This is a genomic window from Streptomyces sp. NPDC001532, from assembly GCF_040298625.1.
Classification (GTDB): Bacteria; Actinomycetota; Actinomycetes; order Streptomycetales; family Streptomycetaceae; genus Streptomyces.
Genome location: NZ_JBEPAL010000035.1, coordinates 21,063 through 45,025, shown reverse-complemented (window position 1 = coordinate 45,025; position 23,963 = coordinate 21,063). Strand labels below are relative to the sequence as shown.

Sequence of the window (23,963 nt, the reverse complement as noted above, 5' to 3'; positions counted from 1 at the left end):
TCTGCTGTTTCGTTACCCTGACAGGGAGATCCGTACGGGTCCGCGCGCGCACCAAGGAGGCCGATATGTCCGCCGAACCCGGCACCGTACGTCCCGGAGGGCGCACGGCGCGTGTGCGTGCGGCTGTGCTGCGGGCGGCCGGCGACGTACTCGCCGAGCAGGGCTTCGACCGGCTCGACCTCGCGGATCTGGCCCGGCGGGCGGAGGTCGGCAAGACGACCGTGTACCGCCGGTGGGGATCGGTGACCGCGCTGGTGGCGGATCTGCTCGTGGACATGGCCGAGCAGTCGTCGCCCCGGGAGGAGACCGGATCGGTCCTCGGGGATCTGCGGGCCAACGCGCTGCTGGTGCAGCGGACCCTGGCCGATCCCCGTCAGGGGGCGCTGTTCCGGGCGGTGATCGCCGCGGCGACCTGCGACGAGCGGACGGCTCAGGCGCTGCGGCGGTTCTACGAGGTGCGGGTGGCCGAGTGGGCGCCGTGCGTGGTGCAGGGCGTGGCCCGGGGCGAGCTGCCGGCGGGGACGGACGCGCGGGCGGTCGTACGGGCGGTGTCGGCTCCGCTGTACTACGGGTTGCTGACGTCCGGGGTGGTCCCCGACGCCACCGCCGCGGAGACCGCCGCGCGGGCCGCGTACGCGGCGGCGGTGGCGGGGGTGTACGTCACGGAGTGAGCGGGTGCGCCGGACCACCGGTGGGCACGCGGCCGGGGGCGCACGCGGCGGTCGGCTTAGGGGGCCCGGAACGGCACACCGCTGCCGGCGTAGCGGGCCGGGAACGGCACACCGCTGCCGGCGTTGCGCGAAGCCGGGACGGCACCTCGCCTCCAGCCCTCCGCCGCCGACGTGTACGGCACCCCACCACCGGCGTCGCGCGTACCCGGGACGGCACGTCACCTCGGTGTCGCGGGGGGCGGGACGCGCGGCCCGGCGCGACGGGGCGCCGCCGCGCCCACCCGTGCCGCCCCAGGCGGCACGCATGCCCGCGGTTCCAGCGACGCCACGATCGCACGCGCCACGCCCCCGGCGACCCGCACCGCCACGCCCCAGGCGGCACGCATGCCCGCGGTTCCGGCGACGCCACGCCCGCGGTTCCAGCGACCCTCCCCGCCACGCCCCAGGCGCCACGCACGCCCGCGATTCCAGCGACCCGCCCCGCCCCCGGCGGCGCCACGCACGCCCGCAATTCCGGCGACGCCACGGTCGCACGCGCCGTGCCCCCGGCGGCCCGCCCCCGCTTCTACCCCTCCACCACCTCCGCCAGCACCCGAGCCGCCCGTTCCGCATCGCCGAAGCCCACGTACAGCGGGGTGAAGCCGAAGCGCAGGACGTCCGGGGCTCGGAAGTCGCCGACGACGCCCCGGTCGATCAGCCGCCGCATGACCTCGCCGGCGTCGGCGCACCGCAGCGCCACCTGGCTGCCCCGCTCCGCGTGCGCGACCGGGGTCAGGTTCTCCACCCGGTCCCGGCCGACATACCGCTCGACGCACTCCAGGAAGAAGTCGGTCAGGGCCAGCGACTTGGCGCGGACCGCCTCGACCGACACCCCGTCCCAGACGTCCAGCGCCGCCTCCAGGGCGAGCATGGACAGGATGTCCGGGGTGCCGACGCGGCCGCGCAGCGCGCCCGTGCCCGGCTCGTACTCGGGTCGCATGCCGAAGGGCTCCGCGTGGGAGTTCCAGCCGGGCAGCGGGGAGTCGAAGCGGTCCTGGAGATCACGGCGGACGTAGAGGTACGCCGGGGCGCCGGGGCCGCCGTTGAGGTACTTGTAGGTGCAGCCGACGGCCAGGTCGACGCCGTGCTCGTCCAGGCCGACGGGCAGCGCGCCCGCGCTGTGGCACAGGTCCCAGACGGCGACCGCGCCCGCCTCGCGCACGGCGGCCGTCAGGGACGGCAGGTCGTGCAGGCGGCCGGTGCGGTAGTCGACGTGGTTCAGCAGCACCGCGGCCGTGCGCTCGCCCACCGCGCGCGGCACCTCGCCGGGGGTCACCGGACGCAGCGTGCGGCCGGTGAGCCGGGCGGCCGACGCGGCGATGTACCCGTCCGTCGGGAAGGTCGTCGCGTCGACGAGGATCTCGTCCCGGCCCTCGCCGGCCAGCCGCACGGCACCCACCAGCGCCTTGAAGACGTTGACGCTGGTCGAGTCGCCGACCACGACCTGCCCGGCCGCCGCCCCGATCAGCGGCGCGATCCGGTCGCCGATCCGCTCGGGCGCGGTCCACCAGCCGCTCTCCTCCCACGAGCGGATGCGCAGCTCGCCCCACTGCCGGCCGACGACGTCGGCGACCCGGCCGGGCACGCCGGCGGGCAGCGCCCCCAGCGAGTTGCCGTCCAGGTAGACGACGTCGTCGAGGACGAACTCCGCGCGCTTGCCGGCCAGTTCGTCGGCCGCGTCCAGCTTCTCCGCGCGTGTCTCCAGCTCGGAGACGCGCCGTGCCGGCTCAGACATACGACCTCGCCGTCCACAGCTCGGGGAAGACGTTCTTCTGCGCGCGCTTCTCCAGCCAGGCCACTCCGGCGGAACCGCCGGTGCCGGTCTTCGCGCCCATCGCGCGACGGGTGGCGACGAGGTGGTCGTTGCGCCAGCGCCACACCAGTTCGGCGACGTCCGTGAGCGCCTCGCCGAGGCGGGCGAGGTCGTCGGACTCGTCGCCCGAGTAGAGCGCGGTCCACACCGCCTCCACCTCCGGCGACGGCTCGTAGCGCCGGGAGACGTCCCGCTTCAGCACCGACTCGGGGACCGGGTGGCCGCGCCGCGCCAGCAGCCGCAGCACCTCGTCGTACAGGCTCGGTTCGTGCAGCGCCTTCTCCAGCTCCGCGTGGACACGGGGCGCGCCGCGGTGCGGCACCAGCATGGACGCGGACTTGTCGCCGAGCAGGAATTCCATCCGCCGGTACATCGCCGACTGGAAGCCGGAGCCCTCTCCGAGGGCACTGCGGTACGCGTTGAACTGGGCCGGGGTGAGCTGGCCCAGCGGCTTCCAGGAGGCGTTCAGCGCCTCCAGCTCCCGTACGGAACGCTTCAGCGCGGCGATCGCCACCGGGACGTCGTCCTCGCGCAGTGCCTTCGCCGCCGTCTCCCACTCGTGGACGATGACGGTGAACCACAGCTCCATCACCTGGGTGGTGACCAGGAACACCATCTCTCCGGGGTCGTCGGAGAGGGTGTGCTGGAGGTGGGTGAGCACATCCGCCTTGACGTAGTCCTCGTACGGGGTGGTCCCCTGGAAGTCGAGATGCGGGGTCTCGGGCTCGTGGGTTTCCTGAGCCTCGTGGGACATCGCTGTCTCCTGTTATTACTCCGGGTAGCGGTCCGCCCCTGCCGTTACCGGCACGGGGGCCCCGGTCCCCACCCGCATCCTCCGTGAACCTCCAGGACCTCGCAAGGCCCGCCTGATCACAGACGGGCCCCGCGTGCGGGCTCAGCCCAGCGTCTGCGCCGCCGTCGGCGAGGAGTCCTTCAGGAACTGCGAGCAGCGCTCGTACTCCTCCTGCTCGCCGACCGACTGCGCGGCGCGCGCGAGCGCGTGCAGGGCGCGCAGGAAGCCGCGGTTCGGCTCGTGCTCCCACGGCACCGGGCCGTGCCCCTTCCAGCCGTTGCGGCGCAGCGCGTCCAGACCGCGGTGGTAGCCGGTACGGGCGTAGGCGTACGACTCCACCACGCTGCCCCGCTCGAACGCCTCGTCGGCCAGGCGCGCCCAGGCCAGCGACGAGGTCGGGTACTTCGCGGCGACCTCGGCTGCCGGCGTGCCGCCCGCCAGCAGCTCACGGGGCTCCGGGTCGTCGGGGAGGTGGGTCGGAGGCGGGCCCCCGAGCAGGTTCTCGTGAATCGTCATGCGTTCAGTCTGTCACCGGTGCGGACCGCCGGCCGGTGGCCCTCCGGAGGTGGCCGCCCGGTCGTCCTCCAGCGGCGGCGCGGTCAGGCCGCAGTGGGTGCGGCACTCCGGGTGCCGGCAGCCCGGCGCGGGCCGCCGCACCGTGGCGAAGGCCAGCGCCGCGCCCGCCACCAGGACGCCCGCGCACCACAGCATCGCCCGGCCGAACGCGGTGTCGAAGGCCTCCGGCGAGCGGTACGCCTCCGGCCCCATCCCGGCGAGCAGCGGCAGCGCGGCCACCGCGACCAGGCCCGCCGCCCGCGCGGCCGCGTTGTTGATGCCGCTGGCCAGGCCCGCCCGCGCGGTGTCGACGGAGGCGAGGACGGTGGCGGTCAGCGGGGCGACCAGGGTGACCATGCCGAGTCCCAGCACCAGCAGCGCGGGCAGCACGTCGAGGGCGTAGGAGGCCTGCGGCCCGACGCGGAGCATCAGCAGCATGCCCGCCGCGCACAGCAGCGGCCCGACGGTGAGCGGGACGCGCGGCCCGATGCGCTCCGCCAGTTCTCCGGAGCGGGCGGAGAACAGCAGCATCAGCACGGTCGCCGGGAGGAGGGCGGTGCCCGCGCCGAGCGCCGAGTAGCCGGAGACGACCTGGAGCTGGAGGACGGCGAGGAAGAAGAAGCCGCCGAAGGCCGCGTACACGCACAGGGTGACCAGGTTGACGGCGGTGAACTGGCGGGAGGCGAAGATGTCCGGCGGCATCATCGGGTCGGGCCGCCGTCGCTCCACGACGACGAAGGCGACGGCGGCGAGCAGACCGGCCCCGCCCGCGGTGAGCACGACGGCCGGGGAGGCCGTGGGGGCGTCGATCAGGGCGTAGGTGACCAGGGCGAGCGCGAGGGCGCCGAGCAGGGCGCCGAGGACGTCGAAGCGGCCGTGGGAGCCCCCGTCGGACGACTCCGGGACGTGCCGCAGCGCGACCGGCACGCACAGCAGGGCCAGCGGCACGTTGATCAGGAACACCCAGCGCCAGCCGGGCCCGTCCACCAGCCAGCCGCCCAGGAACGGCCCGACGGCGGCACCGACGCCGCCGAAGCCGGACCACAGGCCGACCGCGCGGCCCCGGTCGTCGGGGTGGAAGGAGGCCTGGATGAGGGCGAGGGAGCCGGGGGTGAGCAGGGCGCCGCCGACGCCCTGGAGGGCACGGGCGGCCACCAGCACCCCGGCGTTCGGGGCGATGCCGCACAGCAGGGAGGCTGCGGCGAACCAGATGACGCCGAGCACGAAGATCCGGCGGCGGCCGTAGCGGTCGCCGAGGGCACCGCCGAGCAGGATCAGCCCGGCGAGGGTGACCATGTACGCGTTGGCCGTCCACTGGAGCACGGCCAGGTCGGCGTCGAGGTCCTCGCCGATGCGGGGCAGGGCCACGTTGACGACGGTGGAGTCCAGCAGGGCCATGCCGGAGCCGAGCACCGTGGTGAACAGCAGCCACTTGCCCTGGGGGGAGGTCAGCCGGACGTCGGGCATGTCCCCAGGTATACAGCGAGCCCGGTGCCGGGGCACCGGGCTCGACGCGTACGGGCGGCTACTTCAGCCGGGTGCCCGCGGAGCGCAGGTTCTGGCAGGCCTCGACGACGCGGGTGGCCATGCCCGCCTCGGCCAGCTTGCCCCAGGTGCGCGGGTCGTAGGTCTTCTTGGAGCCGACCTCGCCGTCAACCTTCAGGACGCCGTCGTAGTTGCGGAACACATGGTCGACGACGGGACGCGTGAAGGCGTACTGGGTGTCCGTGTCGATGTTCATCTTGACGACGCCGTTCTCCAGCGCGGTCAGGATCTCCTGCTCGGTGGAGCCGGAGCCGCCGTGGAAGACGAAGTCGAACGGCTGGGAGCCGGCCGGCTTGCCGTACTTGGCGGCGACGCCCTCGTTGAGCTCCTTCAGCAGCTCGGGACGGAGCACGACGTTGCCCGGCTTGTAGACGCCGTGCACGTTGCCGAAGGACGCGGCCAGCAGGTAGCGGCCCTTCTCGCCCAGGCCCAGGGCCTCGGCGGTGCGCAGGGCGTCGTCGACGGTGGTGTACAGCTCGTCGTTGATCTCGTGGGTGACGCCGTCCTCCTCACCGCCGGTGGGGGTGATCTCCACCTCCAGGACGATCTTGGCGGCGGCGGCGCGGGCCAGCAGCTCCTGGCCGATGGCCAGGTTGTCGGCCAGGGTCTCCGCGGAACCGTCCCACATGTGGGACTGGAACAGCGGGTTCTCGCCGCGGGCGACGCGCTCCTCGGAGACCGAGAGCAGCGGACGGACGTAGCCGTCGAGCTTGTCCTTCGGGCAGTGGTCGGTGTGCAGGGCGACCGTCACGTCGTACTTCTTGGCGACGATGTGCGCGAACTCGGCCAGGGCGACCGCGCCGGTGACCATGTCCTTGTTGTGCTGGCCGCCCAGGAACTCGGCACCGCCCGTCGAGATCTGGATGATGCCGTCGCTCTCGGCCTCGGCGAAACCGCGCAGCGCCGCGTGCAGGGTCTGCGACGAGGTGACGTTGATGGCCGGGTAGGCGAACTTGCCTGCCTTCGCCCGGTCGAGCATCTCGTTGTAGACCTCGGGGGTTGCGATGGGCATCTGTCCGCTCCTTGGGTGTGCGGGTTGAGTCTGTGCTGCTTAAGGCCCTGACCTAGACCTGGGGTGCGACGTCATCGTCGGCCCCATCTTTCCAGACTCGGCCGGAAGGTCCACGGGGCCGTCCGAGCCGTGGTCAGTCCAGGCCCAGCTCGTCCTTGGAGAACGCGTACAGGTACGGCACCCCCGCGCCGTCCTGGATCTTCTCCGCGGCGCCGGTCGCCCGGTCGACGATGGTCGCGACGGCCACCACCTCGGCGCCCGCCTCGCGCACCGCCTCGACGGCGGTGAGCGGGGAACCGCCGGTGGTGGAGGTGTCCTCGACGACCAGGACCCGGCGGCCGGCGATGTCCGGGCCCTCCACCCGGCGCTGGAGACCGTGCGCCTTGGCGGCCTTGCGGACCACGAAGGCGTCCAGCCGCTTCCCGCGGGCGGCGGCCGCGTGCAGCATGGCGGCGGCGACGGGGTCGGCGCCCATGGTCAGACCGCCCACCGCGTCGAAGTCCAGGCCGTCGGTGAGGTCCAGCAGCACCTGGCCGACCAGCGGGGCGGCCTCACCGTCCAGGGTGATGCGGCGCAGGTCGACGTAGTAGTCGGCCTCCAGACCCGAGGAGAGGGTCACCTTGCCGTGCACCACGGCCTTGTCCTTGATCTGCTGCAGCAGCGCGCCACGTACGTCACTCATACCGGCCAGCTTAGAGGCGGCTCCAGCTCCAGGTCGTCGTGGCCTCCAGCGGCTCCAGGGGTGTGACCAGGCGCGGGAGGGTGTTCAGACCGTTGGGCGGGCCGGTCTGCGGCTCCACGCACACGGCCGCCTCCTGCTCGTCGTAGACGACGACCCACTCCTCGGGGCTGGTGACCTTCAGGCGCAGGGCGCCGGGCCAGGTCAGCGTCACGTCGACGCCGCCGGGCATCCCGAAGCAGTCGTCCCAGGGGCCGGGCTTCGGGTCGGTCCGGTCGCCGGTCGGCAGATGGTCGTCGCCGCGCTCCTCCTGCCAGCCGGGCGAGAAGTCGATCTCCACGTCCGCGCCGCCGAGGCTGCGGTTGAACCACGGGTGCCAGCCGATCTGGGCGGGGAAGGAGGACTCGTACGTCTCCACCGACATGGTCAGCGTCAGGGCGTCCGGCGTCAGCGCGAACATCTGGGTGACCCGGCCGGAGTACGGCCAGGGCTCGACCAGGTCGTAGGTGAGGACCGCCTCGTCGGCGGTGACCCGGGCGACCTTCCAGGCGCCGTCGCGGGCGGTGCCGTGGATGGCGTGCGGGGCGGCGTTGAGCGGCAGCTGGTGCTCGACCGCGCCGTCCCGGAACCGGCCGTCACGGATCCGGCCGCACCAGGGGACCATCGGGAAGCAGCCGTAGCGGTCGCCCTGGCGGAGCAGCTCGGTGCCGCCGACCCGCAGCCCTCCGACCCGGCCGCCGTTGCCGGGGAGCAGGTTCACCTCCGCGTCGCCCGCGGTCAGCGTGATGTCTTCGTTACTCACGGGACGACCCTACTGGGCTGATCAAGAGGGCGTTCGCGCCGACGGCCGGATGACGTCACCGGCGGCGGCGCAGCGCCCGGCCCGCCACGATCACCGAGGCCACGACCAGCGCCGCCGCGGGTGCGGCCCAGCGCAGGGTGCCGCCCGCGACGACGGTCTGCGGGGCGGGCACGGGGGCGTAGCGGCCCCGGGGCGGGGCGTGGTCGACCTCTTCCGCGCTGCGCCCGATCATCGTGCGGCGGGCGTGCGCCGCCTCGGCGGGGGGTTCGGCGGACTCGGCGAAGTTGCGGGTGACGGAGGCGGCGGCCCTGTCGGCGTCACCGGCGGACTCCGCGGTGTCCGCGTCCTCGTCGGGCTCCCGGTCCAGGGAGGGCGGCGGGATCTCGGTGTCGAAGACGGAGGCGGGTTCCGGGACCTCGCGGGAGGCGTTGTCGTCGGCGGCCTCGGTGGCCAGGTTCTCGGCGAAGCGGTCCAGCAGCCGGGTGACGGCGGAGGCGACCGACTCGGCCGTCAGCTCGGTGATCCGGCCGTCCGCGGCGGCGGTGCCGGCGAAGGCGAGGGTGGTGCCGTCGTCCGTGGCGGCCGGCCGCAGGGTGAGGTCCAGCTTCACCGTGCCGGTCCCGCGGGTCTCGGTGCCCTCGCCGACGACGGCGTACGAGCCGTCCTGGCGCGCGGTGATCCGTACGGCGCCCCGGTAGGTGATGGTGGTGCCGGCCACCCGCAGTCTGAGCCGCCCCGCGACGGGCTCGGCGCCGGCCTCCTGCTGGAGGCCGGGAACCGCCCGGGCGACCCGCGCGGGCTCGGCGAGCACCACCTTCAGCCGGTCGGCCGGTACCGGTACGAACACCTCGTGCTCCATGTCGTCGCAGCCTACCCAGTGACGGCCGGAACACACCCCGTGCGACAGCCGCCCGTCACCCGGCCGACGCGCCCGGCGTCACCAGTCCCGTCTCGTAGGCCAGCACCACCGCCTGGGCGCGGCTGGCGAGCCCGAGCTTGGCCATCGTGCGGTTGAGGTGGGTCTTGACGGTGGCCTCGCTGATGAACAGGCGGTCGGCGGCCTCGGCGTTGGTCAGCCCGCGGGCGACCAGCGTCAGCACCTCGACCTCGCGCCCGGTCAGCGCCTGAAGACCCGGCGGCGGCCCGCCGGACGGCTGACCGGGCCGCCCGGCCTCGCGGCTGGTGTAGGCCTCGACCAGCCGCCTGGTGACGGCGGGCGCGAAGAGGGCGTCGCCGCCGTGCACGGCGGTGACCGCGGCCAGCAGCCGCTCGGGTCCGGCGTCCTTGAGCAGGAAGCCGGAGGCACCGACCCGCAGCGCCCCGTACACGTACTCGTCGAGGTCGAAGGTGGTCAGCACCAGGACGCGCGGCGCCAGGTCGGGGGCCTCGGCAAGGATCCGTTCGGTCGCCTCGATCCCGGTGGTGCCGGGCATCCGGATGTCCATCAGGATCACGTCGGGGCGGGTCTTGGCGGCCATGGCGACGGCCTCGGTGCCGTCGGCCGCCTCACCGACGACCTCCATGCCGGGCGCGGCGCGCAGCAGCGCGACCAGTCCGCTGCGGACGAGAAACTGGTCGTCGACGACGAGCACTCTGATCATTCAGCTGCGATGTCCCCCCGGCGTGCGGTCTGCACCGACGTCGGCAGGGTCAGGTGCACGCCGAAACCACCCTCGTGGCGCGGGCCGACGACGATCGTCCCGCCGTAGAGCTTCGCGCGCTCCCGCATACCGATCAAGCCGTGGCCGCCCTGCTCCCGGAAACTGGCCGGATCCGTCCCCCGGCCGGGCAGCCGCAGGCCCCGGCCGTCCGTGCCCCGGCCGGTGCCGCGGGCCGGGGCGCCGGCCGGGGCCGGTCCGTCGTCGACCACGGACGCCTCGATCTCGCCGGTGCGGTAGGCGAGTCGTACGGCGGCGGTGGCGCCCGGGGCGTGTTTGAGGACGTTGGTCAGCGCCTCCTGGACGACCCGGAACACGCACAGCTGAACGCCGGGTGCCAGCGGGCGCGGGGTGCCGGTGACCTCCAGGGACACCGGGACGCCGCCCGCGCGGACCCGCGCCACCATCTCCGCCAGCTGGTCGAGGCCCGGCGCGGGGGCGCCCTCGGCGGTCGGGGTGCCGTCGGCGCGCAGCAGGCCGAGCATCCGCCGCAGTTCGGCCAGGGCCTCGCCGCTGGTGCCGGTGATGGTGCCCAGGGCCTCGCGGGCGGTGGCGGCGTCGGAGTCGAAGACGAACCGGGCGAGTCCGGCCTGGACGTTGATGACGGCCATGTGGTGGGCGACCACGTCGTGCAGTTCGCGGGCGATGCGCACCCGTTCCTCGGCGACCTCGCGCCGGGCCCGTTCCGCCTGTTCGGCGCGGAGTTGCCGGGACAGCTCGGTGGTCCGGCGGGCGTCGTGCCCGAACCGCCACAGCACCGCCGGGAAGCCGAGGGCCTGGGCGGCGACGGACGCCATCGCGTCGCTGTCGCTGACGATCCCGGCGTAGATCCACACCCCGGCCAGCAGCGCGGCGCACGGGGCGGCGGTGCGGGCGGGGCGCAGCGCGGCGACCGTGTAGACGGCGAGCATGGGGCCGAAGGAGTTCACGACCGGCCAGTAGCCGGCGGCGACATAGACCGCCCAGCAGGTGTGCGCGGCGAGGCAGACGGCGACCGGGGCCCGGGTGCGCAGCGCGAGCGGCAGGTTGACCAGGGCGACGAGCAGCCAGCCGGGCGGGTCGAGGGGCGGCCAGCCCTGGGTCTTCGCCTCGGTGCCGAGCAGGACGGCCACGGTGGCGAGCGCCAGGGCGATCAGGCCGTCGGACACGAGGGGGCGGATCCGCATCGCCGCAGCGTAGCGCCGGTGCCGGGGCGGGGGCGTCACTCTTTCGCCGTACCGCGGAAGTTGCAGGAACCGCGCGGGTACCGCGCGGGTTGGCGGCGGATTCCACCCGGTGCGGGATTCGGGCGGCGGGGCCGCGACCGTACGTTCTGGTGGCAGGACGGGGGACCGAACGGGGGAACCCCGGCTCGGCCGGAAGGAACACACTCATGTCTCTGCACAGGTCACCGCGTGCCGCACTGCGCGCCAAGGTCGTCACCGTCGCCGTGGCCGCGGCGGTCGCCGCCGGGGCGAGCAGAACGGCACGCCGTTAACAGCTTCTGGAGCTGCTTCACCGCGTAGGTGGTGTTGGGGCCGTACTTGCCGTCGATGTCGGAGTGGTCGACAACCGGGACTTCGGGACGGGCCTGACCGTCGACGGCAAGGCCGGGAAGAAGACCCTGGGCTTCGCCGGGGAGCACTTCCTGCTCGACAACGGCGACGGCACCGTCGGCTACATCGGCGAGAAGCACGTCGTGACCTTCAAGCGCAGCGGCGGCAAGTACCTGCTGAAGGTGAACAACTCCCGGGGCTGGAAGGTCGCTTCCTACACCACGCTGAACGCGGTCTGAGCGTCGGACCACACCTGACGGGGGTGACCGGCGGCCCGTCCCGCTCCTGGGGGAGGCGGGGCGGGCCGCCGCGGGTCAGCGGCCGTAGCGGGGGTGCATCAGGGTCGACGGGGGCGGGGCCGGCGGCCGGACCGCCTCGGCGGCGGCGCCGGCGGCGGTCAGCCGGCCGGGGGTGAGGGTGCGGGCGCGCGGGGCGTGCCGGGAGGTGTCCAGCCGCAGCGGCGGGCGGCCGTCGGGGGCGGCGAGGAGCAGGCCGCGGTCGGCGGTGTCCCGGTAGGGGGCGGTGTGCAGACCGGCGGCCTTCAACGTGGCGTCGACCGTCCAGAAGACGCGCGGGCGGGCGGTCAGCGGTCCGGCGTGCACCACCAGCCGTCCGCCGGGCGCCAGGGCGCGGCGGGCCAGCCCGTAGAACTCCTGGGAGTAGAGCTGGGCGCCGCGGGCGAGGCGGGGGTCCGGCAGGTCCGCGATCACCACGTCGTACGCCGCCGTCGGCGCCCCGCGCAGCCAGCGGAACGCGTCGGCGGCCGTGACCCGCACCCGGGGGTCGTCGAAGGCGTGGCCGTTCAGCGCGGCCAGCGCCGGGTCGGTGCGGGCCAGCCGGACCAGGCCCGCGTCGAGCTCCACCACCCGCACCCGCCGCACGTCGGGGAACCGCAGTGCCTCCCGCGCGGCGAGGCCGTCGCCGCCGCCGAGGACGAGGACGCGGGCGTGGGGACCGGCCATCGCGGGGTGGACCAGCGCCTCGTGGTACCGGCGTTCGTCGCGGGCGCTGACCCGCAGCTGCCCGTCGAGGTAGAGGCCGAGGGGCCGGCCGGAGGTGCCGCCGGTGAGGACGACCTCCTGGACGTCGGTGCGCAGCGCCACCCGGACGTCCGTCCCGTACACCGCCGTGCGGGCGGCCCGCTCGAAGTCGTCGACGCAGGCGGCGGCGGAGGCGAGCAGCCCGAGCACGGCGACGTTGGCAGCCAGCAGGAGCAGCCGGGCCCGGCGGGTGAGGTCCCGGCCGAACAGCCCGAGCACCAGCACGCCGCCCGCCACCACGTTGATCGCGCCGGTGAGCAGCGCGCCGGTGAGCTGGCCCATCAGGGGCAGCAGCAGAAAGGGGAAGGCGAGGCCGCCGACCAGCGCGCCGACGTAGTCGGCGGCGAAGAGGTCGGCCACCGCGCCGCCCGCGTCCTGGCGGCGGATGCGCTGGATCAGCTCCATCAGCAGCGGGATCTCGGCACCGATGAGCAGTCCGATGGTGAGCGAGAAGGCGACCAGCAGCCCGCGCGGTCCGTTGGCCCACAGGCCGTCCCAGTCGCCGGTCCAGGCGAAGGCGGCGTAGAGAGTCATCGCGCTGCATCCGCCGACCAGGGCGAGGGTCGCCTCGATGGCGCCGAACCCGACGGCCGCGTGCCGCCGCAGCCGCTTGGCGACCAGGGAGCCGATGCCCATCGCGAAGACCATCACGGACAGCACCACGGAGGTCTGGGTGATCGAGTCGCCGGTCAAGTACGCGGCCAGCGCGACGAGTTCGAGTTCGTACACCAGTCCGCAGGCCGCGCAGACGAACACGCCCGCGAGGACCAGGAACCGCCCGGTCGCCGGGCGGACGGGCAGCCGCGCGGGACCGCGCCAGGACGGCGGGGCGGCTGGACGGGCCGACGCGTGCGGTTCGATCACGTCTGTGACGTTACGTCACGGCTGAGGCGCACTTTGTCACCCACACGTGTGGATCTGACTGTTGGGTGCATCCATCGGGTTTGAAGCCCGCTCACACGGCGGACGCTCTCAGCCGGTGCGCCCGCTCCGGGTCGTCGGGATCCACCGGCCCGCGCATCCCGACCCGGGTCCGGGTGGCCACCAACTGCCCGTCCTGCGGGTACGCGTGCCAGGTCCGCCAGTGGACCTGGCCCTCGTGGCGCTGGGCCAGCAGCGCGGTGAAGGCGTGCGGGCTGCCGGGGAAGACCCCGACGAGGCCGTTGGGATGGTCGGAGACGAGGGCGAGCAGTTCCTGGGCGCGGCCGGCGAAGGAGCCCGGCGACAGCACCTCGACGCGGGCGGCGAACTCGTACTCCCAGTCGCCCATCCGCTTGGCCACGCCGAGCGGGAGCGGGGTGCTGCTGCCGGGGATGCACGCCACCGTCTCCGAGCAGTTGACCTGCGCCTCTTCCAGGAGCACCTGGTGGGAGGCGCCGAGCAGGCGCAACTGAAGCGCGGCACCGTCCAGTCGGAGGTCGAGGGTGGCCAGGGCGGGCAGCGGTTCACGGCCGAGGGCCCAGGCCAGGTCGGCCGCACGCGTGTCGGTGTAGGAGGTGTTCAGGGTCGTGAGCATGGATCGGCTCCGCTAGCACGCAAAGAAAGATCGACGCCGGGAGATCGGCCCGGTCAGCCCAGTCAGGAGAGGTGTCCGCAGAACGTCCGAGGGGCTGCGTTGGTGAGGTAGAGGGAATCATGAACGGTGGCGCTGCCACAGCGTTTTTACCCAACTTCGGAGGGTTTCCATCCCTCAGAGGGCTGCCCAGGTCAACTGTTCAACCAGGGCGTACGCCTGTACGGCACAAGCGTGCGCCGGAGCGGGGACACGGCAGGGCGCCCGCCGGTGGTGCCGGCGGGCGCCCGGGTTGATGCGGTTCCCCCCCTGTCGGAGCTCGGCTGCCCCGTGTCAGCTGCCTCCACCGCATCCGCCGCCACCGCCGCCGCAGGAGGAGGAAGACCCGCCTCCGCACGACGACGAGCTGCTCCCGCAGGAGTGACCGCCCGAGCTGTGGCCCGAGCCGTGGCCTGAGGAGGAGTCCGAGGAGGACGAGTCGGAGGACGACGAACCGCCTCCGCCCGACGCGTCCCCGGCGGACGCCGCTATCACCCACCAGCTGCTGTCACCGCTGCCCGAGTCGTCCCCGTAGCGTCTGCCGCCGGCCCCGCCGCGCGTGCGTCCCCCCGAACGCACCGGTCCGGTCCGCACCCGGCTGCGCCGGGCGCTCCGAGCCGCGAGCGTGCCCACCACGACCACTGCCGCGACGACCGCCAGGATGATGCCGATGACCATGGCGTCACCCTCCTTTCTTCCCCCGAAGCGGCCCCCCGTGGGCGCCTCGTGTGGTGCGTGACCGGGAGATGCCCTTCGCCGACGGCGGTCAAAGCAGAGTTGAGCAAGTTCTGAGGGTCCGCCCAGCGAAAAGGCCCCTGACCTGCGATCACACGCTGGTCGGGGGCCGTTCGGCGGGTGGTGCGGGGCTCAGGCCGCCAGGCTGAATCCGCCCGCGGCGAGGCGGGTGACGCCGGCGATGCCGGTGCGCACGAGGACGGGGGTGCCGCTGTCGGTGGTGCTGCCGTCGCCGAGCCGCCCGTCGCTGTTGTGGCCCCAGGCCCGGAGCGTGCCGTCGGACAGGCGGGCCAGGTTGTGCAGGTCACCCGCGGCGATCTGCCGGACGCCGGTGAGGCCGACGACGGGGGCGGGGGTGCCGCTCGCGCCGCCGACGCTGCCGTTGCCGAGCTGTCCGTCGCTGTTGTCGCCCCAGGCCCGGACGGTGCCGTCGGTGCGCAGGGCGAGGCTGTGGGAGTACCCGGCGTCGACGTCCCGGACGCCGGTGAGGCCGACGACGAGACCGGGGGTGCCGGTCTCGCCGCCGATGCTGCCGTTGCCGAGCTGGCCGTCGCTGTTGTCGCCCCAGGCGCGGACGGTTCCGGTGCCGCGCAGGGCGAGGCTGTGCGCGAGCCCCGCGTCGATGTCCCGGACGCCGGTGAGGCCGACGACGGCGACGGGGGTGCCGGTCGAGCCGCCGATGGTGCCGGTGCCGAGCTGCCCCGAGCTGTTGTCGCCCCAGGCGCGGACCGTGCCGTCGGACAGCAGGGCGAGGGTGTGGTCGCAGCCGGCGGCGATCGCGATCACGCGCCGGAGGGGAGCACCGGGGTTGCCGGGGTCGACGACGGTGACCGGGGTGGTGCTGAGGCCGCCGGTGGTGCCGTCGAGCTGCCCGGAGTAGTTGTTGCCCCAGGCCCGGACGGTGCCGTTGGCGAGCAGGGCGACGCTGTGCAGGCAGCCGGCGGCGACCGCGGTCACGCCGCTCAGGTCGCGCACCGTGCCGGGGGTGAGGTGGTCGGGGTCGGACAGGTCGGAGGTGGTGCCGTCGCCGACCTGCCCGTAGTCGTTGGCGCCCCAGGCCTTGACCGTGCCGTTGGCCAGCGCGGCCAGGCCGTGTCCGCCGCCCGAGGCGAGGTGCGTGACGCCGGCGGCGGTCAGTCCGGCCACGGTGACCGGGGTGTGCCGCTCGTGGGTCGTGCCGTCGCCGAGCTGCCCGTACCCGTTGTGGCCCCAGGACTCGACGCGTTGCGCCTGGGCGGCGGCGGGCGCGGCGGGCAGCGCCCACACGGCCAGGGCGGTCAGCAGGACGACGACTCCCGTCGACAGGGCGGTTCTCGGCCCGCGCCGTCCCGTTCGGAGCAATGGCATGAGTCACCTCGGGGTGTGGGGGTGCGCGGCCGTCCCGGCCGGCCCTGACAAACCGTCACGATTGTGATTCACGCGGTGACGGCGGACCGGGCGACACCGGCACCGGCAGCCCCGGTTGCGGCAGACGGCCTACGGCACCCGTCCGTGGCCGCCGGTTGAGGAAGGCCGGGGCTTCGGCGCAGGATGGCCGGCATGACCTCCACCGAGCGGCCCTTCCTCAACCGCAGCCTCGCAGAGTTCGGGACGACGATCTTCGCCGAGATGTCCGCGCTCGCTCTGCGCACCGGAGCGATCAATCTGGGCCAGGGCTTCCCCGACACCGACGGGCCCGAGGAGATCCGGGAGGCGGCCGTGCGGGCGCTGCGGGACGGGCGCGGCAACCAGTACCCGCCGGGCCCGGGCGTCCCCGAGCTGCGCGCCGCGATCACCGCGCACCAGCAGCGCCGGTACGGGCTCACCTTCGACCCCGACACCGAGGTGCTGGTGACGGCGGGCGCCACGGAGGCGATCGCCGCCGCCCTGCTGGCCCTGGTGGAGCCCGGCGACGAGGTGGTGGCGCTGGAGCCGTACTACGACTCGTACGCGGCCTGCATCGCGATGGCGGGCGGGCGGCGGGTGCCGGTGACGCTGCGGCCGGACGGCGAGACGTTCCGGCTCGACCTGGACGAGCTGCGCGCCGCGGTCACCGACCGCACCCGGCTGCTGCTGATCAACACCCCGCACAACCCGACCGGCACCGTGCTGACCCGCGTGGAGCTGACCGCGATCGCCGAGCTGGCGGTGGAGCGGAACCTGCTGGTGGTGACCGACGAGGTGTACGAGCACCTGGTCTTCGACGACGCCGAGCACCTGCCGCTGGCCGGCTTCCCGGGCATGCGCGAGCGCACGGTGACCATCGGCAGCGCCGGCAAGAGCTTCTCGTTCACCGGCTGGAAGGTCGGCTGGATCACGGCGGCGCCCGGCCTGGTCACGGCCGTGCGGTCGGCCAAGCAGTACCTGACGTACGTGGCGTCCGGGCCGTTCCAGTACGCGGTGGCGGAGGCGCTGGCGCTGCCGGAGTCGTACTTCGCGGAGTTCCGCGCGGACATGCGCGCCAAGCGGGACCTGCTCTCGGCGGGGCTCGCGGAGGCGGGATTCGGAGTGTTCCGCACCTCCGGCACCTACTTCGTCACCACCGACATCCGGCCCCTCGGCGAGAGCGACGGCTTCGCCTTCTGCCGGGCGCTGCCGGAGCGGGCGGGCGTGGTGGCCATCCCCAACGCGGTCTTCTACGACCACCGGCAGGAGGGTGCGCCGTTCGTGCGGTTCGCCTTCTGCAAGCGGACCGGGGTGCTGGAGGAGGCGGCGGAACGGCTGAAGGCCCTCCGAAGCTAGCGGGCCGGGCGAGTTCACCGAGTCCGCCCTGGCCGGCCTCGCCGCACGGCACGTACGGCACGTACGGCACGTACAGACCGACGTCGGCGCCCTCGGCGAGGGTGTCGGCGCCGTCGCTCATGGCACGGTGACCACGGCCTTGCCGCGGGCATGGCCCTGCTCGACATGGCGCACGCCCTCCGCCGCGTCGGCCAGGGAGTAGGTCCGGTCGACCACCGGAGTGAGCGTGCCGGCTTCGATGAGCGCGGTGACGACGAGCAAGTCTTCGTGGGCCGGCCCCGCCGGGGCCGCCGGGAGGATCATGCGGAGCCGCTGCCGGACGAACGCGTCGACCGCGACCAGGCGCAGCATGGCGCCGATCACTCCGAACACGCGGCCGGGCGAACCGCCGCCGTTGGCCACCAGGGTCCCCGTCGGCGTGAGCGCCCGGCGCAGCCGGCGCAGCGGGCGGTTGCCCACGTTGTCCAGGATCACGTCGTAGCGCACACCCCCGTCGGCGAAGTCCTCCCGGGCGTAGTCGACGACGTGCGCGGCGCCCAGTGAGCGCACCAGCTCGACGTTGCGGGCGCTGCACACCCCGGTGACCTCCGCGCCCAGGGCCGCGGCGATCTGCACGGCGAACGTGCCCACACCACCGGCAGCCCCGTTGACCAGCACCCGCTGCCCGGCCTGCGCCCGGCCCACGGTCCGGATGCCCCGCAGGGCGGTCACCGCCCCCATCGGCACGGCCGCGGCCTGTTCGTAGGTCAGGGTCGCCGGCTTGCGCACCAGCAGGTCCGCGGTGGTCCGCGCGTACTCGGCGAAGGAGCCCGGGCAGAATCCCAGGACCTCGTCGCCGGGCCGGAGCCCGCGAACGTCGGCACCGACCGCCTCCACCTGTCCGGCCGCGTCGATACCGGCCACCGTGGACTTGGGCCGGGTCAGTCCCATGGCTCCCGTCAGCCGCGCCACGTACGGGTCGCCGCGCAGCATGTGCCAGTCGTAGGGATTGAGCGCGGCGGCGCGCACCCGCACCAGCACCTGATCGGCCCCGACCTCGGGCCGGTCGACGTCCATCAGCCGCAGGACGTCCGGTGGGCCGAACCGCCCCTGAACGATCGCCTTCATCGGCCTCCCCCATCACCTCGTGATCGATCGGGCGTCAACCGACCAGCGGATCACCGCCGGTGTACGGCGTACACCTACACTGAGCAATGTAGGTGTACGCCGTACACCGGTCAAGGAGCGAAGGAGGTCGTTCTGGGCTGCCACGCGCGAGGGGGGTGCGCACGACCGACGAGCGGGTCACGGGGGGACGGCGGCGACGGCCCGGTCAGGCCATGCCGGTCCTACCGGTGGGTCAGGTCGTCGCGTCCCGGAGCCGTTCGAGGCCGTCCAGCGTCAGGTCCAGAGCGAACTCGAACTCGAACTGGTCGTCGCAGCCGGAGCCGACGACGGACCCGTTGTCGTGGGCGACCGCCATGGCCAGTTCGGTGATGTGGGGATAGCGGGCGGCCATCTCCTCGGGCGGCAGCGCATCCGGATCCGGCTCACGGCCGGAGCCGTCCTCGAACAGCTCCTGCGAGAAGCCCAGCAGGCGACTGCCCATCACGTGCATCGCGTGGTGGACCAGATCGATCGAGAACCCTCCGGCCCGGAAGAGGCCGATCATCGAGTCCAGATACTCCATCACGACGGGAGTCGGAGTGACCCGCGCCTTCATCCGTGACTCGATGACCCCGGACGCCCACGGGTGGCGCAGCAGCATGCGGCGGGCCGACAGCACGCGCCGGCGGACGGCGGTCTTCCAGCCGGCATCGCCTTCCGGCGGGGCGATCTCGCCGACGACGACGTCGATCATGCCGTCCAGCAGCTCGTTCTTGTTCGCCACATGCTTGTACAGCGCCATGGGCACGACGCCCAGCTCGTGCGCGATCTTGCGCATGCTGAGCGCGTCGACCCCGCCTTCGTCTGCCAGCGCGACGGCAGCGGCCAGAACCCGCTCCCTGCTCAGGGGGAGGCGGGGCCGCGCGGCGGCGTCGGCCTGCGTGGCGATCTCCACCATCCCCTCTCGTACGCGCGCCATGCTAGCTCCCGGCCCTCACCTCCCGCGCCTGGGAGGACCGTCCACAGGCCGTGGACGCGAAAGAAGCCCGGCCGGGGCGCGCGGCCGTGACGGTCGCGGCCCTCGCCGGGCTCTCGTGGCGCGGAGGCCTACTCCTCGTCCTCCGGCTTCTCCGCGTCGTCGATCTCCTGCTCCAGACCGAGCTGCTCGATCAGCCACTTGTCGAACTCGATGGCGGCCCGCACCCAGCTGACCGTCGACGAGACGAAGAACTCCAGGTTGACCCCGGGGCCGATCAGCATCTGGGCCTCACCGATGAGACGGACGGTGCCGTCGTCGTGGGTGTGGGTGTACACCTTCGGCCACAGGGTGCGGCGGTTCCAGTCGTCGATCGACTCCAGCAGCTGGGGCTTCTCGTCGATCTGGTGGGGGCGGTCGTAGAAGGTCCGCACCGAGAAGACCTGCTGGTCGCCCTCGCCACGGAACATGAAGTACGTACGGAACTGCTCCCACGGCGCCGCGAGGTCGCCCTCTTCGTCGACGACGTACTTCAGCTCCATCTGGTCCAGGAGCTGCTTCACAAGGTCCTGATTCGGGACGACGGGGCCCGCCGGTCCTTGGGGCTGCGGCTGGGGCTGGCCCCCGAAGTTCGGAATCGAGGACGGGTCGATGCTCACCGTGAATTTCCCTTCGTACGGATTCCGCCATCCTCCCCCATGCGGGGCGGGGGGTGGCAAGCCCTCGCCCCGCCTGTCGGGGGACGGCCGGAACGATCCGGCCGGTCGAGTCAGAGCGTCTTGCCGAGGTCGGCTCCGGCCGGGGCCGCCGGGCCCACGATCAGGCCGTCGCCGAAGGTGTCGACGCGGACCGTGTCACCGTCCTTGATCTCGCCGGACAGGATCTCCTTGGCCAGCCGGTCGCCGATCGCGGTCTGCACCAGCCGGCGCAGCGGCCGGGCGCCGTAGGCCGGGTCGTTGCCCTCGTCGGCGAGCCAGGCCAGGGCCGCGTCGGTGATCTCCAGGGTGAGCCGCCGCTCGGCGAGCCGCTTGGCCAGCCGGTCGATCTGGAGCCGGGCGATCCGGGCCAGCTCGTCCTTGGCCAGCGCGGAGAAGACCACGAGGTCGTCCAGGCGGTTCAGGAACTCCGGCTTGAAGGAGGCCCGGACCACCTCCAGCACCTGCTCCTTCTTCTCCGTCTCACTGGTCAGCGGGTCGACCAGGAACTGGCTGCCCAGGTTGGACGTCAGCACCAGGATGGTGTTGCGGAAGTCGACGGTGCGGCCCTGGCCGTCGGTGAGCCGGCCGTCGTCGAGCACCTGGAGCAGGATGTCGAAGACCTCGGGGTGCGCCTTCTCCACCTCGTCGAGGAGCACCACGGAGTACGGGCGGCGGCGGACCGCCTCGGTCAGCTGACCGCCCTCCTCGTAGCCGACGTAGCCGGGCGGGGCGCCGACCAGGCGGGCCACGCTGTGCTTCTCGCTGTACTCCGACATGTCGATGCGGACCATCGCCCGCTCGTCGTCGAAGAGGAACTCGGCGAGCGCCTTGGCCAGCTCCGTCTTGCCCACGCCCGTGGGGCCGAGGAAGAGGAAGGAGCCGGTGGGGCGGTCGGGGTCGGCGATGCCGGCCCGGCTGCGGCGCACCGCGTCCGACACCGCGCGCACCGCCTCGGACTGGCCGATCAGCCGCTTGCCCAGCTCGTCCTCCATGCGCAGCAGCTTCTGCGTCTCGCCCTCCAGCAGGCGGCCGGCCGGGATGCCGGTCCAGGAGGCGACGACGTCCGCGATGTCGTCGGCGCCGACCTCCTCCTTGACCATGGTGTCCTTGGCGACCTGCTCCTCCGCCTGCGAGGCGGCCTCCAGATCGCGCTCCAGGGCCGGGATCTCGCCGTAGAGCAGCTTGGAGGCGGTGTCGAAGTCGCCGTCGCGCTGGGCGCGTTCGGCCTGGCCGCGCAGGTCGTCCAGCTTCTCCTTCAGCTCGCCGACGCGGTTGAGGGACTGCTTCTCCTTCTCCCAGCGGGCGGTCAGGCCGCGCAGCTCCTCCTCCTTGTCGGCGAGGTCGCGGCGCAGCTTCTCCAGGCGCTCGCGGGAGGCGGCGTCGGTCTCCTTGCCGATCGCCAGCTCCTCCATCTTCAGCCGGTCCACGGCGCGCTGGAGCTCGTCGATCTCGACGGGCGAGGAGTCGATCTCCATGCGCAGCCGGGAGGCGGCCTCGTCGACCAGGTCGATGGCCTTGTCGGGCAGGAAGCGGGAGGTGATGTACCGGTCGGACAGGGTGGCCGCGGCGACCAGCGCGCTGTCGGCGATCTGGACCTTGTGGTGGGCCTCGTAGCGGCCCTTGAGCCCGCGCAGGATGGCGATGGAGTCCTCGACGGTCGGCTCGGCGACCAGCACCTGCTGGAAGCGCCGCTCCAGCGCCGGGTCCTTCTCGATGCGCTCGCGGTACTCGTCGAGGGTGGTGGCGCCGACCATGCGCAGCTCGCCGCGGGCCAGCATGGGCTTGAGCATGTTGCCGGCGTCCATGGCGGAGTCGCCGCCGGCGCCCGCGCCGACGACGGTGTGCAGTTCGTCGATGAAGGTGATGATCTGCCCGTCGGAGTCCTTGATCTCGGCGAGCACGGTCTTCAGCCGCTCCTCGAACTCGCCGCGGTACTTCGCGCCGGCGACCATCGCGCCCAGGTCGAGCGCGACCAGCCGCTTGTCCTTCAGCGACTCGGGCACGTCACCCTTCACGATCCGCTGGGCGAGCCCTTCGACGACGGCGGTCTTGCCGACGCCCGGCTCGCCGATGAGGACCGGGTTGTTCTTGGTGCGGCGGGACAGCACCTGCACGACCCGCCGGATCTCCTGGTCGCGGCCGATGACCGGGTCGAGCTTGCCCTCGCGGGCGGCGGCGGTGAAGTCGGTGCCGAACTTCTCCAGCGCCTTGTACTGGCCCTCGGGGTCGGCGGTGGTGACCCGGCGACCGCCGCGCGCCTTGGTGAAGGCCTCCTGCAGGTTCTTCGCGCTCGCCCCCTGCCGCGACAGCAGCTCGCCGGCCTGGCCGCCCTTGGCGGCGATGCCGAGCAGCAGGTGCTCGGTGGACAGGTACTCGTCGCCGAGGTCGCGGGCCCGGGCCTGGGCGTCGGCGATGACGGCGAGCAGGTCGCGGTTGGGCTGCGGCGGCGCGACGGTGGACCCGGTCACGCTGGGCAGCCCGGCGAGGATCTTCTCAGCGCCCGCGCGGACGGCGGCCTGGTCCGCCTCGACCGCGGCGAGCAGGTCGATGACGTTCTCGTTGTCCTGCCCCTGGAGCAGAGCGAGGAGCAGGTGGGCCGGGGTCAGGTCGGGGTGGCCCTCGGTCACGGCCCGGTTGCTGGCCGCGTTGATCGCGTCCCGGCTCCGGTTGGTCAGCTCGGCGTCCACGTTCGCGTTCTCCTCCTGGCGTCAGCCGTCGTCCGTACCGACGAGCACCTCGTCCGTACTGACTTGAGCAACGTACACAAAGTTGAGTCTATTCCACTCAAGGTGTGGAACGGGAGACGAACGGGCCGGGTTCCACTAGGTTTCGGAGCCATGGCCACACACCTCAGGGATCCGGGTGCCCCGGATCCGGCGTACCTCAGCTTCTGGCGCGAGCGGCACCTGTGCACGCTGACGACCCCCCGCCCGGACGGCAGCCCGCACGTGGTGCCCGTCGGGGTGACCTACGACCCCGAGGCGCGGCTCGCCCGCGTGATCACCAACCGGACCAGCACGAAGGTACGCAATGTGCTGGCGGCGGGGCCGCAGGGGGCGCGGGTCGCGGTCTGCCAGGTGGACGGCAGACGCTGGGCGACGCTGGAGGGGCGGGCGTTCGTGCGCGCCGAGCCGGAGCGAGTGGCGGAGGCGGTGGAGCGGTACGCAGAGCGCTACCAGCGGACACCGCGGCCCAATCCCGACCGGGTGGTCATCGAGATCGAACTGACCCGGGCTCTGGGCAAGGGCTGAGACACATGCGCTTTCAGCCAACCGCCGAACTGGCCGGAACCGTCTTATACCCCGCAAAACTGCAGCGGCGTCACCGTGTTCAGGTCACGGTGACGCCGCTGCGGGGGGAAGTACCTGAGCGATCTTTTACGACGGGGGAATCGCGTCAGGCACTGCGGGGGGTGGCCGAGATGGTCATGGGGTCCGGGGTCTCCGGTTCCGCCAACCGGTGGTCACGCTGGTCGAGATTCACAAAGATCATTCCGTACCGGATGGCGCACCGCACGGGCTGCGGCGCACCCCGGGGCCTGCGCAGACACCGGTACGCCCGTACGTCGTCGTCCTCGTCCCGGGTGACGACGACCGGCTCACCGAAGACGGTCACCATGAGCGAGTCACCGTTGTGGGGGATGGCGGTGGCCAGGTCGATGAAGTGCCAGCCGGAACGGTACGCGGTAGCCATTTCACGCCGGAAGGATCGGTCGTCGGGTGGGGTGGTCATGCGTCCGCGCCCACCGGCTCCGACCAGCCGACGTCCTCGCCGCCGGCCACCGTGCGCCAGCCGACGTCCAGGCTCGCCGCCTCGACGGACCAGCCGACGTCCCCGGTCACCTGCGCCGCGCTCTCCACCTGGGCAGGGGTCCGCCAGCCGACGTCGAGAGGACCGGCCGCACCGAAGGCCAGGGCCGTAGCAACGACGGCAGTAGCAAGCACCGAGCGAAGCATTCTCTTATTCATGGTCGGCTTCGTCCTCACTTGATGGCTTCCTCTCCCCCGCGAAACAAGACGATGGCTCATTCAGGCACGTCAATGCCACACAAGA

23 protein-coding genes are annotated in these 23,963 nt (G+C 73.2%); 4 read left to right on the top strand and 19 right to left on the bottom strand.

All coding sequences use genetic code 11. From position 1 onward, the window contains the following. Positions 1-65 precede the first annotated feature (65 nt). On the top strand, positions 66-671 hold the full coding sequence (locus ABT232_RS27580; RefSeq protein WP_351844643.1) for a TetR/AcrR family transcriptional regulator: 606 nt from the start codon (positions 66-68) through the stop codon (positions 669-671). Positions 672-1,236: 565 nt separating this feature from the next. Here ABT232_RS27580 and kynU read toward each other — a convergent pair. The 10 genes from kynU to ABT232_RS27530 all read right to left on the bottom strand — a co-directional run bounded on the left by kynU (position 1,237) and on the right by ABT232_RS27530 (position 10,733). Continuing rightward, complete coding sequence (gene kynU, locus ABT232_RS27575; RefSeq protein WP_351844641.1) at positions 1,237-2,445, bottom strand: kynureninase; 1,209 nt, start codon at positions 2,443-2,445, stop codon at positions 1,237-1,239. Next, positions 2,438-3,277: a tryptophan 2,3-dioxygenase family protein gene (locus ABT232_RS27570; protein ID WP_351844639.1), complete on the bottom strand. Its 840-nt coding sequence runs from the start codon at positions 3,275-3,277 to the stop codon at positions 2,438-2,440. Before ABT232_RS27570 ends, kynU begins: the two co-directional genes overlap by 8 nt. 141 nt (positions 3,278-3,418) lie before the next feature. After that, the gene (locus tag ABT232_RS27565; RefSeq protein WP_351844637.1) at positions 3,419-3,832 is read right to left on the bottom strand and encodes a DUF3151 domain-containing protein; all 414 of its coding nucleotides are present in this window, start codon (positions 3,830-3,832) and stop codon (positions 3,419-3,421) included. Positions 3,833-3,844: 12 nt separating this feature from the next. After that, the gene (locus ABT232_RS27560; protein WP_351844635.1) at positions 3,845-5,338 is read right to left on the bottom strand and encodes an MFS transporter; all 1,494 of its coding nucleotides are present in this window, start codon (positions 5,336-5,338) and stop codon (positions 3,845-3,847) included. 58 nt (positions 5,339-5,396) lie between these two features. Next, the gene (gene fbaA / locus ABT232_RS27555) at positions 5,397-6,428 is read right to left on the bottom strand and encodes a class II fructose-bisphosphate aldolase (RefSeq protein WP_351844634.1); all 1,032 of its coding nucleotides are present in this window, start codon (positions 6,426-6,428) and stop codon (positions 5,397-5,399) included. Between the two features lie 133 nt (positions 6,429-6,561). Further along, positions 6,562-7,110, bottom strand: a complete 549-nt coding sequence (gene pyrE, locus ABT232_RS27550) for an orotate phosphoribosyltransferase (protein ID WP_351844632.1) — start codon at positions 7,108-7,110, stop codon at positions 6,562-6,564. 10 nt (positions 7,111-7,120) lie between these two features. After that, positions 7,121-7,909 carry an aldose epimerase family protein gene (locus tag ABT232_RS27545; protein WP_351844630.1) on the bottom strand — a complete coding sequence of 263 codons (789 nt, stop codon included), beginning with the start codon at positions 7,907-7,909 and terminating at the stop codon, positions 7,121-7,123. Positions 7,910-7,964: 55 nt separating this feature from the next. Continuing rightward, positions 7,965-8,768 carry an SRPBCC domain-containing protein gene (locus ABT232_RS27540; RefSeq protein ID WP_351844628.1) on the bottom strand — a complete coding sequence of 268 codons (804 nt, stop codon included), beginning with the start codon at positions 8,766-8,768 and terminating at the stop codon, positions 7,965-7,967. A 55-nt stretch (positions 8,769-8,823) separates the two neighbouring features. Continuing rightward, entirely contained in the window at positions 8,824-9,510 is a 687-nt protein-coding gene (locus ABT232_RS27535) for a response regulator transcription factor (RefSeq protein WP_351844626.1), read from the bottom strand. Then, positions 9,507-10,733, bottom strand: coding sequence for a sensor histidine kinase (locus ABT232_RS27530; RefSeq protein WP_351844624.1), 1,227 nt, complete (start codon positions 10,731-10,733; stop codon positions 9,507-9,509). The genes ABT232_RS27535 and ABT232_RS27530 overlap by 4 nt, the downstream gene beginning before the upstream one ends. A 374-nt stretch (positions 10,734-11,107) precedes the next feature. On the opposite strand from ABT232_RS27530, the gene ABT232_RS27525 reads away from it, so the two are divergent. Beyond that, a complete protein-coding gene (locus ABT232_RS27525) occupies positions 11,108-11,341 on the top strand; it encodes a hypothetical protein (RefSeq protein WP_351844622.1) in 234 nt (77 codons plus the stop codon). A 75-nt stretch (positions 11,342-11,416) separates the two neighbouring features. On the opposite strand, the gene ABT232_RS27520 is transcribed toward ABT232_RS27525, so the two are convergent. The 3 genes from ABT232_RS27520 to ABT232_RS27510 all read right to left on the bottom strand — a co-directional run bounded on the left by ABT232_RS27520 (position 11,417) and on the right by ABT232_RS27510 (position 15,776). Further along, positions 11,417-13,006 (bottom strand): polyamine aminopropyltransferase, encoded by a 1,590-nt coding sequence (locus ABT232_RS27520; protein WP_351844620.1) that lies wholly within the window; start codon positions 13,004-13,006, stop codon positions 11,417-11,419. 91 nt (positions 13,007-13,097) lie between these two features. Next, complete coding sequence (locus tag ABT232_RS27515) at positions 13,098-13,658, bottom strand: DUF2617 family protein (protein ID WP_351844618.1); 561 nt, start codon at positions 13,656-13,658, stop codon at positions 13,098-13,100. Positions 13,659-14,561: 903 nt separating this feature from the next. Then, positions 14,562-15,776, bottom strand: a complete 1,215-nt coding sequence (locus tag ABT232_RS27510) for an RCC1 domain-containing protein (RefSeq protein WP_351844616.1) — start codon at positions 15,774-15,776, stop codon at positions 14,562-14,564. A gap of 183 nt (positions 15,777-15,959) precedes the next feature. Here ABT232_RS27510 and ABT232_RS27505 point away from each other — a divergent pair, with 183 nt between their 5' ends. Beyond that, entirely contained in the window at positions 15,960-17,150 is a 1,191-nt protein-coding gene (locus ABT232_RS27505) for a pyridoxal phosphate-dependent aminotransferase (protein WP_351844614.1), read from the top strand. Positions 17,151-17,267: 117 nt separating this feature from the next. Here ABT232_RS27505 and ABT232_RS27500 read toward each other — a convergent pair whose 3' ends face one another. The 4 genes from ABT232_RS27500 to clpB form a co-directional block, all read right to left on the bottom strand. Continuing rightward, the gene (locus tag ABT232_RS27500; RefSeq protein WP_351844612.1) at positions 17,268-18,257 is read right to left on the bottom strand and encodes an NAD(P)-dependent alcohol dehydrogenase; all 990 of its coding nucleotides are present in this window, start codon (positions 18,255-18,257) and stop codon (positions 17,268-17,270) included. A gap of 232 nt (positions 18,258-18,489) precedes the next feature. Next, positions 18,490-19,194 carry a TetR/AcrR family transcriptional regulator gene (locus ABT232_RS27495; protein WP_351844731.1) on the bottom strand — a complete coding sequence of 235 codons (705 nt, stop codon included), beginning with the start codon at positions 19,192-19,194 and terminating at the stop codon, positions 18,490-18,492. 149 nt (positions 19,195-19,343) lie between these two features. Then, the gene (locus ABT232_RS27490; RefSeq protein WP_351844610.1) at positions 19,344-19,871 is read right to left on the bottom strand and encodes a YbjN domain-containing protein; all 528 of its coding nucleotides are present in this window, start codon (positions 19,869-19,871) and stop codon (positions 19,344-19,346) included. Between the two features lie 110 nt (positions 19,872-19,981). Beyond that, complete coding sequence (gene clpB, locus ABT232_RS27485; protein WP_351844608.1) at positions 19,982-22,597, bottom strand: ATP-dependent chaperone ClpB; 2,616 nt, start codon at positions 22,595-22,597, stop codon at positions 19,982-19,984. A 150-nt stretch (positions 22,598-22,747) separates the two neighbouring features. Between clpB and ABT232_RS27480 the strand changes: the two genes are divergently transcribed. Next, on the top strand, positions 22,748-23,161 hold the full coding sequence (locus ABT232_RS27480) for a pyridoxamine 5'-phosphate oxidase family protein (protein WP_351844606.1): 414 nt from the start codon (positions 22,748-22,750) through the stop codon (positions 23,159-23,161). Positions 23,162-23,306: 145 nt separating this feature from the next. Here the strand turns inward: ABT232_RS27480 and ABT232_RS27475 are convergent, their stop codons facing one another. Then, positions 23,307-23,642 (bottom strand): hypothetical protein, encoded by a 336-nt coding sequence (locus tag ABT232_RS27475; protein WP_351844604.1) that lies wholly within the window; start codon positions 23,640-23,642, stop codon positions 23,307-23,309. After that, positions 23,639-23,878, bottom strand: coding sequence for a hypothetical protein (locus ABT232_RS27470; protein WP_351844602.1), 240 nt, complete (start codon positions 23,876-23,878; stop codon positions 23,639-23,641). Before ABT232_RS27470 ends, ABT232_RS27475 begins: the two co-directional genes overlap by 4 nt. Between the last annotated feature and the right edge of the window lie 85 nt (positions 23,879-23,963).

Coding starts and splice junctions, on each gene's coding strand:
- ABT232_RS27540 (WP_351844628.1), bottom strand. CDS start 8,768: ATGGAGCACGAGGTGTTCGTACCGGTACCGGCCGACCGGCTGAAGGTG.
- ABT232_RS27515 (WP_351844618.1), bottom strand. CDS start 13,658: ATGCTCACGACCCTGAACACCTCCTACACCGACACGCGTGCGGCCGAC.
- ABT232_RS27475 (WP_351844604.1), bottom strand. CDS start 23,642: ATGACCACCCCACCCGACGACCGATCCTTCCGGCGTGAAATGGCTACC.
- ABT232_RS27530 (WP_351844624.1), bottom strand. CDS start 10,733: ATGCGGATCCGCCCCCTCGTGTCCGACGGCCTGATCGCCCTGGCGCTC.
- kynU (WP_351844641.1), bottom strand. CDS start 2,445: ATGTCTGAGCCGGCACGGCGCGTCTCCGAGCTGGAGACACGCGCGGAG.
- ABT232_RS27580 (WP_351844643.1), top strand. CDS start 66: ATGTCCGCCGAACCCGGCACCGTACGTCCCGGAGGGCGCACGGCGCGT.
- ABT232_RS27570 (WP_351844639.1), bottom strand. CDS start 3,277: ATGTCCCACGAGGCTCAGGAAACCCACGAGCCCGAGACCCCGCATCTC.
- ABT232_RS27510 (WP_351844616.1), bottom strand. CDS start 15,776: ATGCCATTGCTCCGAACGGGACGGCGCGGGCCGAGAACCGCCCTGTCG.
- pyrE (WP_351844632.1), bottom strand. CDS start 7,110: ATGAGTGACGTACGTGGCGCGCTGCTGCAGCAGATCAAGGACAAGGCC.
- ABT232_RS27565 (WP_351844637.1), bottom strand. CDS start 3,832: ATGACGATTCACGAGAACCTGCTCGGGGGCCCGCCTCCGACCCACCTC.
- ABT232_RS27495 (WP_351844731.1), bottom strand. CDS start 19,194: ATGGTGGAGATCGCCACGCAGGCCGACGCCGCCGCGCGGCCCCGCCTC.
- ABT232_RS27505 (WP_351844614.1), top strand. CDS start 15,960: ATGGCCGGCATGACCTCCACCGAGCGGCCCTTCCTCAACCGCAGCCTC.
- ABT232_RS27535 (WP_351844626.1), bottom strand. CDS start 9,510: ATGATCAGAGTGCTCGTCGTCGACGACCAGTTTCTCGTCCGCAGCGGA.
- ABT232_RS27480 (WP_351844606.1), top strand. CDS start 22,748: ATGGCCACACACCTCAGGGATCCGGGTGCCCCGGATCCGGCGTACCTC.
- ABT232_RS27470 (WP_351844602.1), bottom strand. CDS start 23,878: ATGAATAAGAGAATGCTTCGCTCGGTGCTTGCTACTGCCGTCGTTGCT.
- fbaA (WP_351844634.1), bottom strand. CDS start 6,428: ATGCCCATCGCAACCCCCGAGGTCTACAACGAGATGCTCGACCGGGCG.
- ABT232_RS27500 (WP_351844612.1), bottom strand. CDS start 18,257: ATGAAGGCGATCGTTCAGGGGCGGTTCGGCCCACCGGACGTCCTGCGG.
- ABT232_RS27560 (WP_351844635.1), bottom strand. CDS start 5,338: ATGCCCGACGTCCGGCTGACCTCCCCCCAGGGCAAGTGGCTGCTGTTC.